Source organism: Streptomyces sp. JB150, from assembly GCF_011193355.1.
Classification (GTDB): Bacteria; Actinomycetota; Actinomycetes; order Streptomycetales; family Streptomycetaceae; genus Streptomyces.
This window is the reverse complement of record NZ_CP049780.1, coordinates 3,780,440-3,794,575: the sequence shown is the minus strand read 5'-3', so window position 1 is coordinate 3,794,575 and position 14,136 is coordinate 3,780,440. Positions and strand designations below refer to the sequence as shown.

The 14,136-nt window shown below is 70.4% G+C and carries 14 protein-coding genes, 2 tRNA genes and 1 pseudogene; 7 read left to right on the top strand and 10 right to left on the bottom strand.

Annotated elements, in window-relative coordinates; all coding sequences use genetic code 11:
* Positions 1-103: 103 nt before the first annotated feature.
* Positions 104-997, bottom strand: a complete 894-nt coding sequence (locus G7Z13_RS17740; protein ID WP_166000485.1) for a rhomboid family intramembrane serine protease — start codon at positions 995-997, stop codon at positions 104-106.
* A gap of 99 nt (positions 998-1,096) precedes the next feature.
* The gene (locus G7Z13_RS17735) at positions 1,097-1,630 is read right to left on the bottom strand and encodes a peptidylprolyl isomerase (RefSeq protein WP_166000483.1); all 534 of its coding nucleotides are present in this window, start codon (positions 1,628-1,630) and stop codon (positions 1,097-1,099) included.
* Between the two features lie 282 nt (positions 1,631-1,912).
* Here G7Z13_RS17735 and G7Z13_RS17730 point away from each other — a divergent pair, with 282 nt between their 5' ends.
* Positions 1,913-2,614, top strand: coding sequence for a DUF5324 family protein (locus tag G7Z13_RS17730; RefSeq protein WP_166000481.1), 702 nt, complete (start codon positions 1,913-1,915; stop codon positions 2,612-2,614).
* Positions 2,615-3,103: 489 nt separating this feature from the next.
* Here the strand turns inward: G7Z13_RS17730 and G7Z13_RS17725 are convergent.
* Positions 3,104-3,176: transfer RNA gene (locus tag G7Z13_RS17725), tRNA-Ala, on the bottom strand.
* A 184-nt stretch (positions 3,177-3,360) separates the two neighbouring features.
* Between G7Z13_RS17725 and G7Z13_RS17720 the strand changes: the two genes are divergently transcribed.
* Positions 3,361-3,909 (top strand): DNA-binding protein, encoded by a 549-nt coding sequence (locus tag G7Z13_RS17720; protein ID WP_166000479.1) that lies wholly within the window; start codon positions 3,361-3,363, stop codon positions 3,907-3,909.
* A 164-nt stretch (positions 3,910-4,073) separates the two neighbouring features.
* Complete coding sequence (locus G7Z13_RS17715) at positions 4,074-5,675, top strand: serine/threonine-protein kinase (protein ID WP_166000478.1); 1,602 nt, start codon at positions 4,074-4,076, stop codon at positions 5,673-5,675.
* On the opposite strand, the gene G7Z13_RS17710 is transcribed toward G7Z13_RS17715, so the two are convergent.
* Both G7Z13_RS17710 and G7Z13_RS17705 read right to left on the bottom strand, forming a co-directional pair.
* On the bottom strand, positions 5,662-6,954 hold the full coding sequence (locus tag G7Z13_RS17710) for a hypothetical protein (protein WP_166000475.1): 1,293 nt from the start codon (positions 6,952-6,954) through the stop codon (positions 5,662-5,664). The two genes, G7Z13_RS17715 and G7Z13_RS17710, sit on opposite strands and share 14 nt — an antisense overlap.
* Before the next feature lie 292 nt (positions 6,955-7,246).
* The gene (locus G7Z13_RS17705) at positions 7,247-7,375 is read right to left on the bottom strand and encodes a DLW-39 family protein (protein ID WP_003999697.1); all 129 of its coding nucleotides are present in this window, start codon (positions 7,373-7,375) and stop codon (positions 7,247-7,249) included.
* A 340-nt stretch (positions 7,376-7,715) separates the two neighbouring features.
* Between G7Z13_RS17705 and G7Z13_RS17700 the strand changes: the two genes are divergently transcribed.
* Positions 7,716-8,114, top strand: a complete 399-nt coding sequence (locus G7Z13_RS17700) for a DUF6344 domain-containing protein (protein ID WP_166000473.1) — start codon at positions 7,716-7,718, stop codon at positions 8,112-8,114.
* A gap of 111 nt (positions 8,115-8,225) precedes the next feature.
* On the opposite strand, the gene G7Z13_RS17695 is transcribed toward G7Z13_RS17700, so the two are convergent.
* Positions 8,226-8,465 carry a lactococcin 972 family bacteriocin gene (locus G7Z13_RS17695; protein ID WP_240926249.1) on the bottom strand — a complete coding sequence of 80 codons (240 nt, stop codon included), beginning with the start codon at positions 8,463-8,465 and terminating at the stop codon, positions 8,226-8,228.
* On the bottom strand, positions 8,462-8,650 hold the full coding sequence (locus G7Z13_RS17690; protein ID WP_165994890.1) for a hypothetical protein: 189 nt from the start codon (positions 8,648-8,650) through the stop codon (positions 8,462-8,464). Before G7Z13_RS17690 ends, G7Z13_RS17695 begins: the two co-directional genes overlap by 4 nt.
* Before the next feature lie 213 nt (positions 8,651-8,863).
* On the opposite strand from G7Z13_RS17690, the gene G7Z13_RS17685 reads away from it, so the two are divergent.
* From G7Z13_RS17685 to G7Z13_RS17675, 3 genes and pseudogenes are all read left to right on the top strand, one after another.
* Positions 8,864-9,238: a hypothetical protein gene (locus tag G7Z13_RS17685; RefSeq protein WP_240926248.1), complete on the top strand. Its 375-nt coding sequence runs from the start codon at positions 8,864-8,866 to the stop codon at positions 9,236-9,238.
* A 380-nt stretch (positions 9,239-9,618) separates the two neighbouring features.
* Positions 9,619-9,948 (top strand): hypothetical protein, encoded by a 330-nt coding sequence (locus tag G7Z13_RS17680; RefSeq protein ID WP_166000467.1) that lies wholly within the window; start codon positions 9,619-9,621, stop codon positions 9,946-9,948.
* A 140-nt stretch (positions 9,949-10,088) separates the two neighbouring features.
* A pseudogene (locus G7Z13_RS17675) lies at positions 10,089-10,313 on the top strand (site-specific integrase); the annotation flags it as partial.
* Between the two features lie 55 nt (positions 10,314-10,368).
* On the opposite strand, the gene G7Z13_RS17670 reads toward G7Z13_RS17675, so the two are convergent.
* From G7Z13_RS17670 to gyrA, 3 genes are all read right to left on the bottom strand, one after another.
* Positions 10,369-10,445, bottom strand: a tRNA-Ile gene (locus G7Z13_RS17670).
* Between the two features lie 135 nt (positions 10,446-10,580).
* Complete coding sequence (locus G7Z13_RS17665) at positions 10,581-11,504, bottom strand: DUF3566 domain-containing protein (protein ID WP_166000465.1); 924 nt, start codon at positions 11,502-11,504, stop codon at positions 10,581-10,583.
* An 18-nt stretch (positions 11,505-11,522) separates the two neighbouring features.
* On the bottom strand, positions 11,523-14,117 hold the full coding sequence (gene gyrA / locus G7Z13_RS17660) for a DNA gyrase subunit A (protein ID WP_166000463.1): 2,595 nt from the start codon (positions 14,115-14,117) through the stop codon (positions 11,523-11,525).
* Between the last annotated feature and the right edge of the window lie 19 nt (positions 14,118-14,136).

Below are 14,136 nucleotides of genomic sequence, written 5' to 3'. Positions count from 1 at the left end.
GGAAACACGGGTCGGTGACAGGGGGCACAGCTGTTCCCGCACCGTGTGCACAAGATCGGCCACACGCTGTGGACAACCCCTGCTCAGGGGGTATGCAAGGCGCTCAGGTGAGCTGCGTCGTCCGCAGGACGGTCATGCCGACGACCACCGCCAGCACCAGCGCGCAGGCCCCCGCCTGCACCGGCGTCCGGCGCTCCCGCGGAGCGTTCAGCAGGGCGTGGCCGACGGCCACTCCGCCGGCCAGACCGCCGATGTGCGCCTGCCAGGAAATGTTGAAGCCGGGGTTGAAGGTGAACAGCAGATTGATCGCCAGCAGGACGAGCACCGGGCGCATGTCCAGGTTGCGGCGGCGCGTCAGGACGGCGGTGGCGCCGAAGAGGCCGAAGATCGCGCCGGAGGCGCCGAGCGAGGCGGTGTGCGGGGGCTGGAGGAGGTAGGCGAGGGCGCTGCCGGTGAGCCCGGAGATCAGATAGAGGGAGAGATAGCGCAGCCGGCCCAGCGCTTCCTCCAGCGGACCGCCGAGGAACCACAGGCTGAGCATGTTGAAGGCGATGTGCCAGATCGCCTCGTGCGTGAACATCGCCGTGAGCAGCCGGTACCACTCACCCTCGGCGACTCCCTGGGTGGCCGTCCAGGGGGCCGGCGGCCACTGGGCGATCAGCATCATCTCCCCGAGCAGGGCCGACGACGCCTGGACGGCGACGAACACCACGAGGTTGAGCAGGATGAGGATCTTGGTGACCAGGTGGGGATCGCCGCTGACCGCGAGGGGCGCCCCGGCGAGGTTGCGTGGCCGGGAGGCGCCGGGGCGGTGACCGGTGCCAGAGCCGCCGCGGACGCAGTCGGGGCAGTGGAAGCCGACCGAGGCGCTGACCATGCACTCCGGGCAGATCGGGCGCTCGCAGCGGGTGCAGCGCACCCCCGTCTCACGGTCGGGGTGACGGTAGCAACCGGGCAGACTGTGCGCTTCCTGCGGACTTTCCGACACCTGGTCCATCGAGGTCCCCTACGTCGTCGTATGCGAGAAACGCCCCTTCCATCCTTACGGACGAAAGGGGCGTTTGGTTCCCTCTGGGCGATTCGGGACCCTGGGCGGTCAGCCCTCGCGGGTCTCGATGACGACCGTCTCGATGACGACGTCGTTCACCGGCCGGTCGGTGCGCGGGTTGGTCGGCGTCTCGGCGATGGCGTCGACGACCTTCTGGCTGGCCTGGTCGGTGACCTCGCCGAAGATGGTGTGCTTGCGGTTCAGCCAGGCCGTCGGGGAGACGGTGATGAAGAACTGCGAGCCGTTGGTGCCCGGGCCGGCGTTGGCCATGGCCAGCAGGTACGGCTTGTCGAAGCGCAGGTCGGGGTGGAACTCGTCCTTGAACTGGTACCCGGGGTCACCGGTGCCGTTGCCCAGCGGGTCACCGCCCTGGATCATGAAGCCGCTGATCACCCGGTGGAAGACCGTGCCGTCGTACAGCTTCGCCGTGGACTTCTCGCCCGTGGCGGGGTGGGTCCACTCGCGCTCGCCCCGCGCGAGCTCGACGAAGTTCCTGACCGTCTCGGGCGCATGGTCCGGGAAGAGCTGGATCACGATGTCGCCCTGGTTGGTCTTGAGAGTGGCGTAGAGCTTCTCAGCCACGATGTGCCTTCCGTTGTCTTCCTGTGTCATCCGATCCTCGCACGGCCCGCCCGCGCCTCGCCCGAGCACCCGGGTTCGCCAGCGCGCGGCGCCGATCCGTGGCATTGTCGACGACAAGCTCCCGTTGCCCGGATTCACCCCTTATCGATCCCTCCGGCGCACTCCTCGTACGGCCGAGTGACCCGGATGCCCGCTCGCACATGCCTCAGCGTGTTCCGGCAGGCATGATCCGTAAAAGGGTGGAAAGTCGAATTACCGTACGCCACCGAGGAGGAGGAACCCGTGACCCGCATCGACAGCGTGCGCGCCGCGACCGGCTCGGCGAAGGACAGCGTGCTGCACGCCGCGGAAGTGGTGGCGCCCTACGCCGACACGGCCAAGGACCGGGCCGCGCACTACGCGCAGGAGGCGCGCACCCGCCTCGCCCCGAAGATGTCGCAGGCCGCCGGGCAGGCCCGCGTCCAGTACGCGGCGCACGTCGCGCCGTATCTGGAACAGGCCCGGTCTCATGTGCCGCCGAAGGTCGACCACGCCGCCCATGAGGCGGCCTACCGCACGCGCAGGGCCGCGCGGCAGGCCGCCGTCTACTCCCGGCCGAAGATCGAACAGGCGGTCGCCGCGGCCGGGCCCGTCAAGAGCGAGGCGACCGCGCGAGGCGCCGCCGCCCTGGCCGCGCTGCGCGGTCAGATCTCGCCCCAGGAGATCCAGAAGCTGGTCCGCAAGCACGAGCGCCGTGCCAAGGCGGGCCGCGCGTTCAAGGTCGTGGCGATTCTGGGCGTCATCGGCGGCGGAGCCTTCGCCGCCTGGAAGTGGTGGGACAAGCAGGCCAACCCGGACTGGCTGGTCGAGCCGCCCGCCGCGACGGAGGTACCCGAGTCCGGCCGGCTGACCTCGGTGGACGGCAGCGGTCCGTCCGCCCTGGACCCCGAGGTCGAGGCCAAGGAAGCCGAGGAGGAGGCCGCCGACCGCGACGAGCGCGGCTGACCACCGCGTTCGATCCGTAAGACCGGTGTGGGGCAGGGGAGTTGCGACCCTCTTGCCCCACAGCCGTGTTTCACGTGGAACGGGCAGCCGCCGCCCTCTCCACGAGCGTTCGCGAAAGCCAAGACCGAGGCCACCGTGAGGTACTTCCCGGCCCGCCCGGTCGCACCCGGCAAACGTCACCCGGTTGCATCTGCGAGCCGGGGCCGCGGGCGGAATCCGGTGGGCCGAACGGCTGGGCCCACCCTTGGCCGCGACGACCATGACCTGCGCGGACTTGCCGGCGGGGAGGCTGCTCAAGGGGGAGGGGAGCGGGGTGGGGGGCCGGACAGCGTCGCAGGCGGCCGCGCGGGAGGCCGCACTCCACCCCCCTCGGCCGGCTCCCTGAACCTTTCACCATCGAACACGCGTACGCCTACGGCGACGAGCCGTCCCGGTGCGCGAAAAGCCCCTCCGACTCGCGCTGCCGCAAGTCGGAGGGGCTTTCTCGAGTGGAGCCTAGGGGAGTCGAACCCCTGACATCCGCCATGCAAAGACGGCGCTCTACCAACTGAGCTAAGGCCCCGTAAGGGAGACGTCCGGCCCGGAGCAACCTCACACCGGCGGGCGCCGCAGACCAGAGTAGCGGGTCGCCCCGGGTATCTCGCAAAAAGATTGGGGGGTCCCCCCGAACGACCACGCTCCGTAAGATGCTCGGCGTGGTTCGCTACAGCGAACCACGGTTTTTGGGGAAGCGATGGGGAGACGCAATGGACGCCGCACAGCAGGAAGCCACCGCAAGAGCGCGGGAACTGCAGCGGAACTGGTACGGGGAGCCGTTGGGGGCGCTCTTCCGTAAGCTCATCGACGATCTTGGCCTCAACCAGGCTCGTCTCGCGGGGGTACTGGGACTGTCCGCGCCGATGCTGTCGCAGCTGATGAGCGGTCAGCGCGCGAAGATCGGCAATCCGGCCGTGGTCCAGCGGGTGCAGCTGCTCCAGGAGCTGGCGGCGCAGGTCGCGGACGGCAGCGTGAGCGCGGCCGAGGCCACCGAGCGCATGGAAGAGATCAAGAAGTCGCAGGGGGGCTCGGTGCTCAGCAACACCACGCAGACGACCAGCAGTTCGGGGGCGCCCACCGTCAAGCGGGTGGTCCGCGAGATCCAGTCGCTGCTGCGCTCGGTCGCGGCCGCCGGCGACATCATCGACGCCGCGGACTCTCTCGCCCCGACCCACCCGGAGCTGGCAGAGTTCCTCCGGGTCTACGGCGCCGGCCGCACCTCCGACGCGGTCGCGCACTACCAGTCCCATCAGAACTGAGCCGCCGGCCCGGTCACCGAAGGGGTGCGGCAGCCGGGCCGACGCCGTGAGCGCACGCGAGGAGGAGGCGCGACGGGGGCGCGCCGAACGGGGGTGCGGGCCGGGACACGGGGGAATCCGCGAGGGGAACGCACGGGGCCGAGGGGGAGGAGCGGCGTACAGCGATGGGTGAGGTCTTCGCCGGCCGGTACGAACTGGTCGACCCGATCGGGCGCGGCGGGACCGGCGCCGTCTGGCGCGCCTGGGACCACCGGCGCCGCCGCTATGTCGCCGCCAAGGTCCTCCAGCAGAGCGACGCGCACTCGCTGCTGCGCTTCGTCCGTGAGCAGGCGCTGCGGATCGACCACCCCCATGTACTGGCCCCCGCGAGCTGGGCGGCGGACGACGACAAGGTGTTGTTCACCATGGACCTGGTCGCCGGCGGCTCGCTGGTCCACCTCGTCGGTGACTACGGCCCACTGCCGCCGGCGTTCGTCTGCACCCTGCTGGACCAGCTGCTGTCCGGGCTGTCCGCGGTGCACGCCGAGGGCGTGGTGCACCGCGACATCAAGCCCGCCAACGTGCTGCTGGAGGCCACCGGGACGGGGCGGCCGAGGCTGCGGCTGTCCGACTTCGGCATCGCCATGCGGTTCGGCGAGCCGCGGCTGACCGAGACCAACCTGGTGGTGGGAACGCCCGGCTACCTCGCGCCGGAGCAGATGATGGGAGCCGATCCCGACTTTCCCGCGGATCTCTTCGCCGTGGGGCTGGTGGCGCTCTATCTGCTGGAGGGCGCCAAACCGGACGCCAAGGCACTGGTGCAGTACTTCGCGGAGCACGGCACGCCTGCGGCGCCGAAGAACGTTCCCGAGCCGCTGTGGCAGGTGGTGGCGGCGCTGCTGCAACCCGACCCACAGGCCCGCTTCCGCACGGCCACCGGGGCGCGCAAGGCGCTCGCCGCGGCGTCGGAGCTCCTGCCGGAGCCGGGGCCCGACGACGAGCTGATCGAGATCTTCGACCAACTCGGGCCGCTCCCGGACGGGTTCGGGCCGGACGGCCCCCTGAGGCCGGCGCCCGGAGTGCGGACGGATGTCCGCTCGGCCACCGCCCGGTCCGGGGGCGACGTGGACTCCCGGTCCGGCACGGGCGCGGGCGCGGGCGCCGGGTCCGGCTACGACTCCGGCTCCGCGTGGCCGGGCACGGTGTCCGTGACGTCCGGAACCGATCCGGGGCGTCAGCCCGAGCATCCTCGCCAGGACCCCACCCACAGCCCCCAGCAGGGCTTTCAGCAGAACCCAGGTCCGGCCCGAGGTCCGTACCCCTCCTACGGCCCCCAGCCCACCCATCCCCCGCACACCCCGCACACCCCGCCGACCTCGCCCGTCCCGGCCGCTCCCCCGCAGCCCTCCGCCATGTCGGACACCGGCAGCTTCCACCTGCCGCCTCCGCAGGCCCACGCCTCGCATCCCCCACAGGCCGGGGCCTCGCGCCCCCCACACATCCCGCACGAACCCCACCACGTCATCTCCCCCCGCTCGCAAGCCCCGCTGTCGTTCCCGGCGGCCCCGCCGCTGCCACCACCACACCAGCAGCACCCCACCGGCACCTCTACTGCTTCGTACACCGCTCGCGACCCGCAGGTTCCACTCCCCGAGCAGAAAACCTCCGGACGCCGCTCGCACGCCGCCGCACGCCGGCCCCGCCCGCCCGCCCGAACGGTGATCCCTCTCCTGCTGCTGGCCCTCGCCTGCTACGCCGTGGGGTTCTGGGCGCTCACCCAGATCTAGCGGCTCCCCCAGCTCCAAGCCGCCGCGCACGCACCGTCCACACCGCAAGCCCCACCAGAATCAGCGTCCCCGCGCCGAAGCCGCCCACCGCGACCGCCGCCATCGCGGCGCCGCCTCCCCCGGACCCGACCGACGCGGCCTCCCGCTCGCCGCCGGTCACGTCGAAAAGCCCCTGGGGCGCGGACCGGCCCGCGTAGAGAGGGCCGTCCTGCGCGTCGCCCTGCACCCGGACGCGCAGCGTCAGCCCGAACGGCCCGGGACCGACCTTCTCGGCGACCTGGGCGGCGAGATGCACGACGAGGTAGTAGGAGCCGGCGAACCGCATACCGCTCACCCGGTCGGCCGAGGCGTACCGGTTGGCGAAGTCGACCGGGGGCAGCGGTGCGAGCGTGGCCGACCGCTGTCTGCCGTCGTAGCCGGTGCCGTCGTCGTCGACGAGGGCGCGCACGGGGTTGTGGAGGGACAGCCGCAGCGCGGCGACGGCGTAGGAGTGGCCGGTGCCGCCGCCCGCGCTGCCCAGTTCGGCGGTGGCGTACGGCTGTTGACCCCAGTCGACGGGAATCTCGTAGAACAACGTCTGTCCGGGTGTGATGCCGGCGGTCCAGACGCCCTCTCCCAGGGGTGCCGCCGAGTCGAAGCCGGCGCCGCCGGGCCGTCGCCTGGGCTCGTCCGTGAGCGGCGCGGGAGAGGCGGAGTCCCAGGCCTCCGGCGCGCGGGTGGCCGCCGCCTGCGCGAGGCGCGGCTCGGTGACGACGCCGAGTTCCAGTTCCCAGGGCGTCCCACCGGATCCGGGCCCGACCCGCTCGACGACCACGTAGTACGTCCCGGCGCCCTCGCACAGCGGCCCGTCCGCCTCGCGTGCCCCCGTCGCGGTGAGCGGCCGCGGACTGCGGGAGCCGCCGATGGTCGCGGTGTCGTAAGAGCAGGAACGGCTGTCGGTGTTCTGGACGGAGACCTTGATGCCGTCGGAGGCGGCGAGGGCAGCGCCCGGGTCGGGTACGGCGGTGGCGGAGACGTACGCGTTCGACGTGGCGTCGAGGTCGAGGCGGTAGTGGGCGGCCCCGTCGGCCGGCAGGGTGCTCCGGTAGGTGGAGCCGGGCCGGAGGAGGGCGGCGTCGGTGGTGCCCGTCGCCGCGCGCACGGGCCGGGCGTCCGCGGCGAAGGCGTATCCGCGCGGGTCGTCATCCGCCGCTGCGGCAGGACCGGCCGCTCCGGCGAAGTCGGCTGCCGCGGCGGCGTCCCCAACCACGAAGTCCCCGGCCATGAAGTCCCTAGCCACGAGGTCCCCAGCCGCGAGGTCCCCCGATAAAAGATCCGCTGGCGCGCGTCCCGCCGATGCGGTGACACCCGCCGCCGCGGGGACGGTCGTCGGCGCGGCCGGCACGGCCAGCGCCCCCACTATCACCGCGGTGACGGCCACGCGCGCGCGTACCGCCGATGAACGACACCACCTCACGCGGGCCCCCTTACCCAGGCGTCCTCGCCGTGCACACACGAAACCCCGACCGCGAGGCGGCCGGGGTCTGTTCAGACTGTTCCGGTTCCGATTGCTCGGACGGGTATGTCGGTGGTCACGAACCCGTGGGCACGGAGTCAGTCGCCTCCGTCCACAGATCCTGCTCGGCGCGATCCGCCTGGATCTGGCGGTACACGAGGAGCCCGCCGATGGCGGCCAGTGCGACCAGGAGAAGCTTCTTCACCGCGCGACCTCGTCTTTCCTTGACGTAGGGGACCTCTGGCGCCCGACTATACACACCGACCGATATCGATCGGTGACCTGCGCCCTGGGCCCAACTCCCGCCCGCGAAGCCGCCGTAGAAGCGGAAACCGCCTTGCCGATCGCACAGTGACCAGACCATCACGGATGGTGACACAACGGGCCATTTCGCGCCACCGCAGAGGTTCTCCGATCCCCTTGCGTCCATACGGGTGGTGTTCATCTGAACATCGACGCGCCACGGGCGTCGGTCCACCACTTCGCGACCCGCATACACATCATGAGGAAAGTACGCAAATCGCCCAACCCGAAAGTGAGGGGCCATGGCCCGCACCACGGTCATGAAGCTGTGGACCGCCTTCGTCACCGCCTTCCTCGCGCTGTTCACGGCGCTCGGACTCGTCACCACGACCGCCGCCGCGGCCGTACCCCAGACCGACTCGGCCAGCAACAGCGGCAAGGGCGCCACCGCCCCGGTCACGACACCGGCGACACCGGCGATGTCCCCCTGGGCCTGGGCCGGCGCCCGGTCCCTGCCCCCCACGATGAAACAGCGGATCCGGGCCGAGGCCCACGGCGCCTCCCCGAGCTGCCGGCAGCGGCCCCTCGCGGACGCGGCCCCGGCGAACACCGACTGCGCTCCCCTGACCGACGAGTCCGACGCCTCCGACGCCTCCTCGGCCGTTCCGGAAGAAGCGGTCGTCACGCCCCTCCAGCGCTGAGCGCCACCGGCTACCGCCGCAGGGGCCCTCCGCCCACCCCGCGGCGGGAGTCCTCCCACCCCCCTGATCCTCCTTCCCCACCCTGTCAGCACGGCGAACCGCGTACCGCCCTCACGAAGCGGCCCGGTCACCCCTCGGTGGCCGGGCCTTCGTGCGCGCAGGGGACGTCACCCCGCGGGACGTACGGACGCCCTCCCCCTCCACAGCGCCCTGACGACCAGGGCGATGACGGCGGCGATCGCCAGCATGCGGGTGACGCTTCTTCGTCGGGTGGATGTAGTCGGAGTAGCAGCCCTTGTAGACGCCGTCCAGGGTGGTGCCGTAGTTCCAGGTGCCGCCGCCCTTGCTCACGCGGGGGTCTTCAGGCCCTTGGCACCGGCGGGGTAGCTCACCACGCCCCACTCACTCGGCTTCTCGCCGTTCGGCCCGATGAGCTGGGCCGGCGGCTTCGCGCCGCTGTCCGCGGTGAACGTGCGGACCTGTACCGGAGCCGGCGCCGAGCCGGCCGCGGTCGCGGGCGCCGCAGCGGTGAGCACCCCGATGAAAGCCGTCGCGGAGGCCCGCTGATGTCAACCGCCGCACGCGGTCTCTGCAGGGGCGACGCTGTTGAGCGATTGGGGCTGTCTCTGGCGTGGCGGAGGATGATGTTTATGTGCGCTCTTTTCGACCCCCCTGAGCCTCGCCGCGTCTCACCGGGCGAGTACCCAGTGTGGGACCAGGCTCTCGCCCTTCTGAACCGGGACCTGGCGGTGACGCTCCCCCAGCTGAAACCTCTGCAACTGCTGGCTCTTCCGTCCTGCGATGCGGATGAGCCGGAGAACGTCTACGTCGCCATGGCCAACGGCGAGTGGCACGGCAACTACCTGGACCCGAACTCGCAGGACAGCCGTGCCTCTGCGCTGGCGAGCGTTACCGATGCTGCACAGGAGACTGTCATGGAGCTTTTGTGGCAGGCGTGGCCCCTGTGCCCCGAGCATGGCCTGGGCATGCATCCAATGGAGGATGCACAGGAGCGACTGTTCTGGTGGTGCGCGGGAGAACGGTTGCGTCGCGGTCCGGCTCATATCCACGCGGCCGTGGGAGCACTCGACGCTTTGGGAACGTCGATCCGTACACGGTCTTGACCACCGCCGTGGCAGCGATGTCACCGTGGGTGCTGACCGTGGCTCCCCGTGGCTTCCCGCTCGATCGGGCACGGTAGGGGCACGGGTTTCGGAAGGTTACGCCTTGTCGGCGGCAGGCTCGGTGGCTTTTGCGTTCCGCTGGGCGGGGATGTGCGCCATGGCTGGGCGTCCGTCGAAAGCCGGGGGGCGATCGTTGCTGATCGCGCCGTGGTGTCAGCGGCTGTTGTCAGTGGCCGCACCCAGCCTTGACAGGCGCGACGCTGTTGCCCCTTGCTCATTCGCCACTTGGGTAGAGGCGTGTCGAGTTGAGTACGGATACTCACGCCGGAGTCATGGCCCCGTCAGGAGGATGGGCACACCACACTTCTGAAGGGGATTCGATGAATGCTCGCACCCTGTTGCGCCTGACCTTCGCCAACGCTGCTTCTGCCGCCTATCTGGGGCTCGTCGGTGCGTCCGTCGTGTTCGAGGTGACTGCCGCACTGTTCTCGGACCCCGGAATCGTCGGGGTATGGCCCTTCCTTCTCACCGCCCCCGTCTCCTTGCTGGCGGCAGGGATCATCGAGGCGGCCTGGGGCATGGATGCGTCCGTCTGGTACCTGGCCAGTGGAGTCATTGTCAGCGCTTTGGTCCAGTCGTTCGTCGTGGGTGCGCTGCTGGAGGCCCTGCGAGGCCGGGGCCGAGGACTCATCCGCCCGAGCCGCGGCTGAACTGTTCCGTTCATAGCCGGCAGGTTGCATCTGATCCGGACGCAGTACGGCTACGGACGACGTTCTCTCCCCAGCCCACCACTCACCCCAGCTCCCATCCCGTCCGCCGTCGACCCACACCCCGTGGAGCGGGCGAGCGGCTCGTCAAGCGGGCCGGTGTGCGACGGATCACAGTCCGGCTCGCCCGGCACACCTGCGGGACCCTGCTCGCCCTCCTGAAGGTGCACCCCAAGGTCGCCCAGGCGATCCTCCGGCACAGCCAGATCAGCATGGCCATGGACGTGTACGCGCACGTCGTCGGCGACAGTGAGCGGGAAGCGGTCGGCATGCTTGCCGAGCTTCTGGAACATCCACTCATCGGCTGATGTCAGCCATGGACGTCAAAGACCCCCAGCCGCTATCGACTGGGGGTCTTTACGCTGGTGGGGCTAACAGGATTTGAACCTGTGGCCTCATCCTTATCAGGGATGCGCTCTAACCAACTGAGCTATAGCCCCGCCGCGCTCTGCGGTGTGTGTCCCGCGCGCTGACTCCTGAAGATTAGCGCACGACCGGGCCAGTCCCAAAATCGATGACCGGGGAGGGGCCGGGCCCCCGTCCGGGCCCCACGTCCGGCCCACCAGGGGACCGCCTCACTCGTCCTCGGCGAGCGTCAGCTCCACACCGCCCACGAAGCCCGCGGAGAGGTTGTAGATGAACGCGCCCAGCGTCGCCAGGGCGGTCGCGAGGACCACGTCGATCACCGCGATGATCGAGGTGAAGAGCAGCACGTTGGGCAGGGACAGGAAGGCCTGGAGGTCGAAGCCGTTCGACTCGTTGGAGCCCGTGGCCTCCGAGATGGTGCCGCCCACGGTCGAGAAGACGCCCATCGCGTCCATGACCATCCACAGCACGGCCGCCGCCACGATCGTGCAGATGCCCAGCGCGATCGACAGCAGGAAGCTGACCTTCATCACCGACCACGGATCGGCCTTCGCCACCCTGAGGCGCGCCTTGCGGACGCGCGGGGTGGTGCGCGCCCCGGTGCGCGGCCGGCGTACGGCGCCGCCCGCCGCGCTCGGCGCCGCCTGCCCCGCGGGGTAGGCCTGCGGCGGGTGGTACGGCCCGGCGGGCTGCTGCGGCTGCCGTTCCCCGGGCAGCGGCGAGGCCCCCGGCTGCTGGGTCTGCGGGCCTCGGGTGTCCGTCACAGTTCCCCCCTGGGATCCATGCGTGTCAGGCGAGGGCGAGGTCTTCGCGTTGCGCGCGTTCCTGGCGGATGTGCCGATCTTGCCGCTCCTGCCGCTCCTGCCGCTCCGGCCGCGCTTGGCGGTGCCGGCGGCATCGGCGACGGCGGCATCGGCGCCAGCGTCACCGGCGCCGGTGCTTCCACCGGGGCTACCGGCACCGGCGTTACCGGCACCGGCGTTCTTCGCAGGCGACGTGACGGCCTTCAGGTTCGTCGTCTGCGGATCCGCCGCCTGCGCGGCGGAGCCACGGCCACCGCCGTCCGCTTCCTGACCGGTCGTCGTACGACCCGTCGAGGTACCGGCCGGTCCGGCGCCCGTGGCTCCGCTCACGCTGTCTCACTCCTCGTGCTACTCGGCCGAGGGCGCCTCACCCTCGTCCGTGCCGGTCGTCGCGGCACCCTCGGCGGTCTCGTCGACGGCCACGTCGCCGTCGACCTCCTCCGCCTCGCGTCCCGCCTCGGCGTTACGTGCGATGCCGACCACGGCATCGCGCTTGCCCAAGTTGATCAGTTGGACGCCCATGGTGTCACGGCCCGTCTCCCTGACCTCGTTGACTCGCGTGCGGATCACACCGCCGGACAGCGTGATGGCGAGGATCTCGTCGGTCTCCTCGACCACCAGCGCACCGACGAGCGAACCGCGGTCCTCGACGATCTTGGCGGCCTTGATGCCGAGGCCGCCGCGTCCCTGGACGCGATACTCGTCGACAGCGGTCCGCTTCGCGTATCCGCCGTCGGTAGCAGTGAACACGAACGTACCGGGTCGAACAACATTCATCGAGAGCAGTTCGTCTCCCTCACGGAAACTCATGCCCTTGACGCCCGAGGTGGCGCGGCCCATCGGGCGCAGCGCCTCGTCCGTCGCCGTGAACCGGATCGACTGCGCCTTCTTGCTGATGAGCAGCAGATCGTCGTCCGGCGAGACCAGCTCGGCGCCGATCAGCTCGTCGTCCGAACCGTCCTCGCGCTCGCGGAGGTTGATGGCGATGACACCACCCGAACGCGGGGAGTCGTAGTCCTTCAGCGGGGTCTTCTTCACCAGGCCGGCCTTGGTGGCCAGGACCAGGTAGGGCGCCGCCTCGTAGTCGCGGATCGCGAGGATCTCGGCGATCGTCTCGTCCGGCTGGAAGGCCAGCAGGTTGGCGACGTGCTGCCCGCGCGCGTCGCGGCCGGCGTCCGGCAGCTCGTAGGCCTTCGCGCGGTAGACCCGGCCCTTGTTGGTGAAGAACAGCAGCCAGTGGTGCGTGGTGGAGACGAAGAAGTGGTCGACGATGTCGTCTTCCTTCAGCTTCGCGCCGCGTACGCCCTTGCCGCCGCGCTTCTGGGCGCGGTAGTCGTCCGTCTTGGTGCGCTTGACGTAGCCACCGCGCGTGACGGTGACGACGATGTCCTCCTCGGCGATCAGGTCCTCGATGGACATGTCACCGTCGTAGGGCACCAGCTGGGTCTTGCGGTCGTCGCCGTACTTCTCGACGATCGCCGCCAGCTCCTCGCTGACGATGCCGCGCTGGCGCACCGGCGAGGCGAGGATCTCGTTGTACTCGTTGATCTTCGCCTGCAGCTCGTCGTGCTCCTGGACGATCTTCTGCCGCTCCAGGGCCGCGAGGCGGCGCAGCTGCATCTCGAGGATCGCGTTGGCCTGGATCTCGTCGATCTCCAGGAGCTCCATCAGGCCCGTACGCGCGACGTCGACGGTGTCGCTGCGCCGGATCAGCGCGATGACCTCGTCGATCGCGTCCAGGGCCTTGAGCAGGCCGCGCAGGATGTGGGCGCGCTCCTCGGCCTTGCGCAGCCGGAACTTCGTACGGCGGACGATGACCTCGATCTGGTGCGTCACCCAGTGGCGGATGAACGCGTCGAGGGACAGCGTGCGCGGCACGCCGTCGACCAGCGCCAGCATGTTGGCGCCGAAGTTCGTCTGCAGGTCGGTGTGCTTGTACAGGTTGTTCAGGACGACCTTGGCGACCGCGTCCCGCTTGAGGACGATCACCAGGCGCTGGCCCGTACGGGACGACGTCTCGTCGCGGACGTCGGCGATGCCGCCGATCCGGCCGTCCTTCACCAGGTCGGCGATCTTCTGCGCGAGGTTGTCGGGGTTGACCTGGTACGGCAGCTCCGTGACCACCAGGCACTGGCGGTTCTGGATCTCCTCGACCTCGACGACCGCGCGCATGGTGATGGAGCCGCGGCCGGTGCGGTACGCCTCCTCGATGCCCTTGCGGCCGACGACGAGCGCGCCGGTCGGGAAGTCGGGGCCCTTGATGCGCTCGATGAGCGCGTCCAGCAGCTCCTCGTGGGAGGCGTCGGGGTGCTCCAGGTACCACTGGGCGCCGGCGGCGACCTCGCGCAGGTTGTGCGGCGGGATGTTGGTCGCCATGCCGACCGCGATGCCGGCCGAGCCGTTGATCAGCAGGTTCGGGAAGCGGGAGGGCAGGACGGTCGGCTCCTGGGAGCGGCCGTCGTAGTTGTCCGTGAAGTCGACGGTCTCCTCGTCAATGTCGCGGACCATCTCCATCGACAGCGGCGCCATCTTGCACTCGGTGTAACGCATGGCCGCCGCCGGGTCGTTGCCCGGCGAGCCGAAGTTGCCGTTGGAGTCGACGAGCGGCATGCGCATCGCCCAGGGCTGGGCGAGGCGGACCAGCGCGTCGTAGATCGAGGAGTCACCGTGGGGGTGGTAGTTGCCCATGACGTCGCCGACCACGCGGGCGCACTTGTAGAAGCCGCGCTCGGGGCGGTAGCCGCCGTCGTACATCGCGTACAGCACGCGGCGGTGGACGGGCTTGAGGCCGTCGCGGACGTCGGGCAGCGCACGCGAGACGATGACGGACATCGCGTAGTCGAGGTACGAGCGCTGCATCTCCGTCTCGAGCCCGACGGGCTCGATGCGCATGGCGACCTCGCCGCCCTGCTCCGGGGTGACGGGAGTGTTCTCGTCGGTCATTGCTGGTGGGAATCCTTCC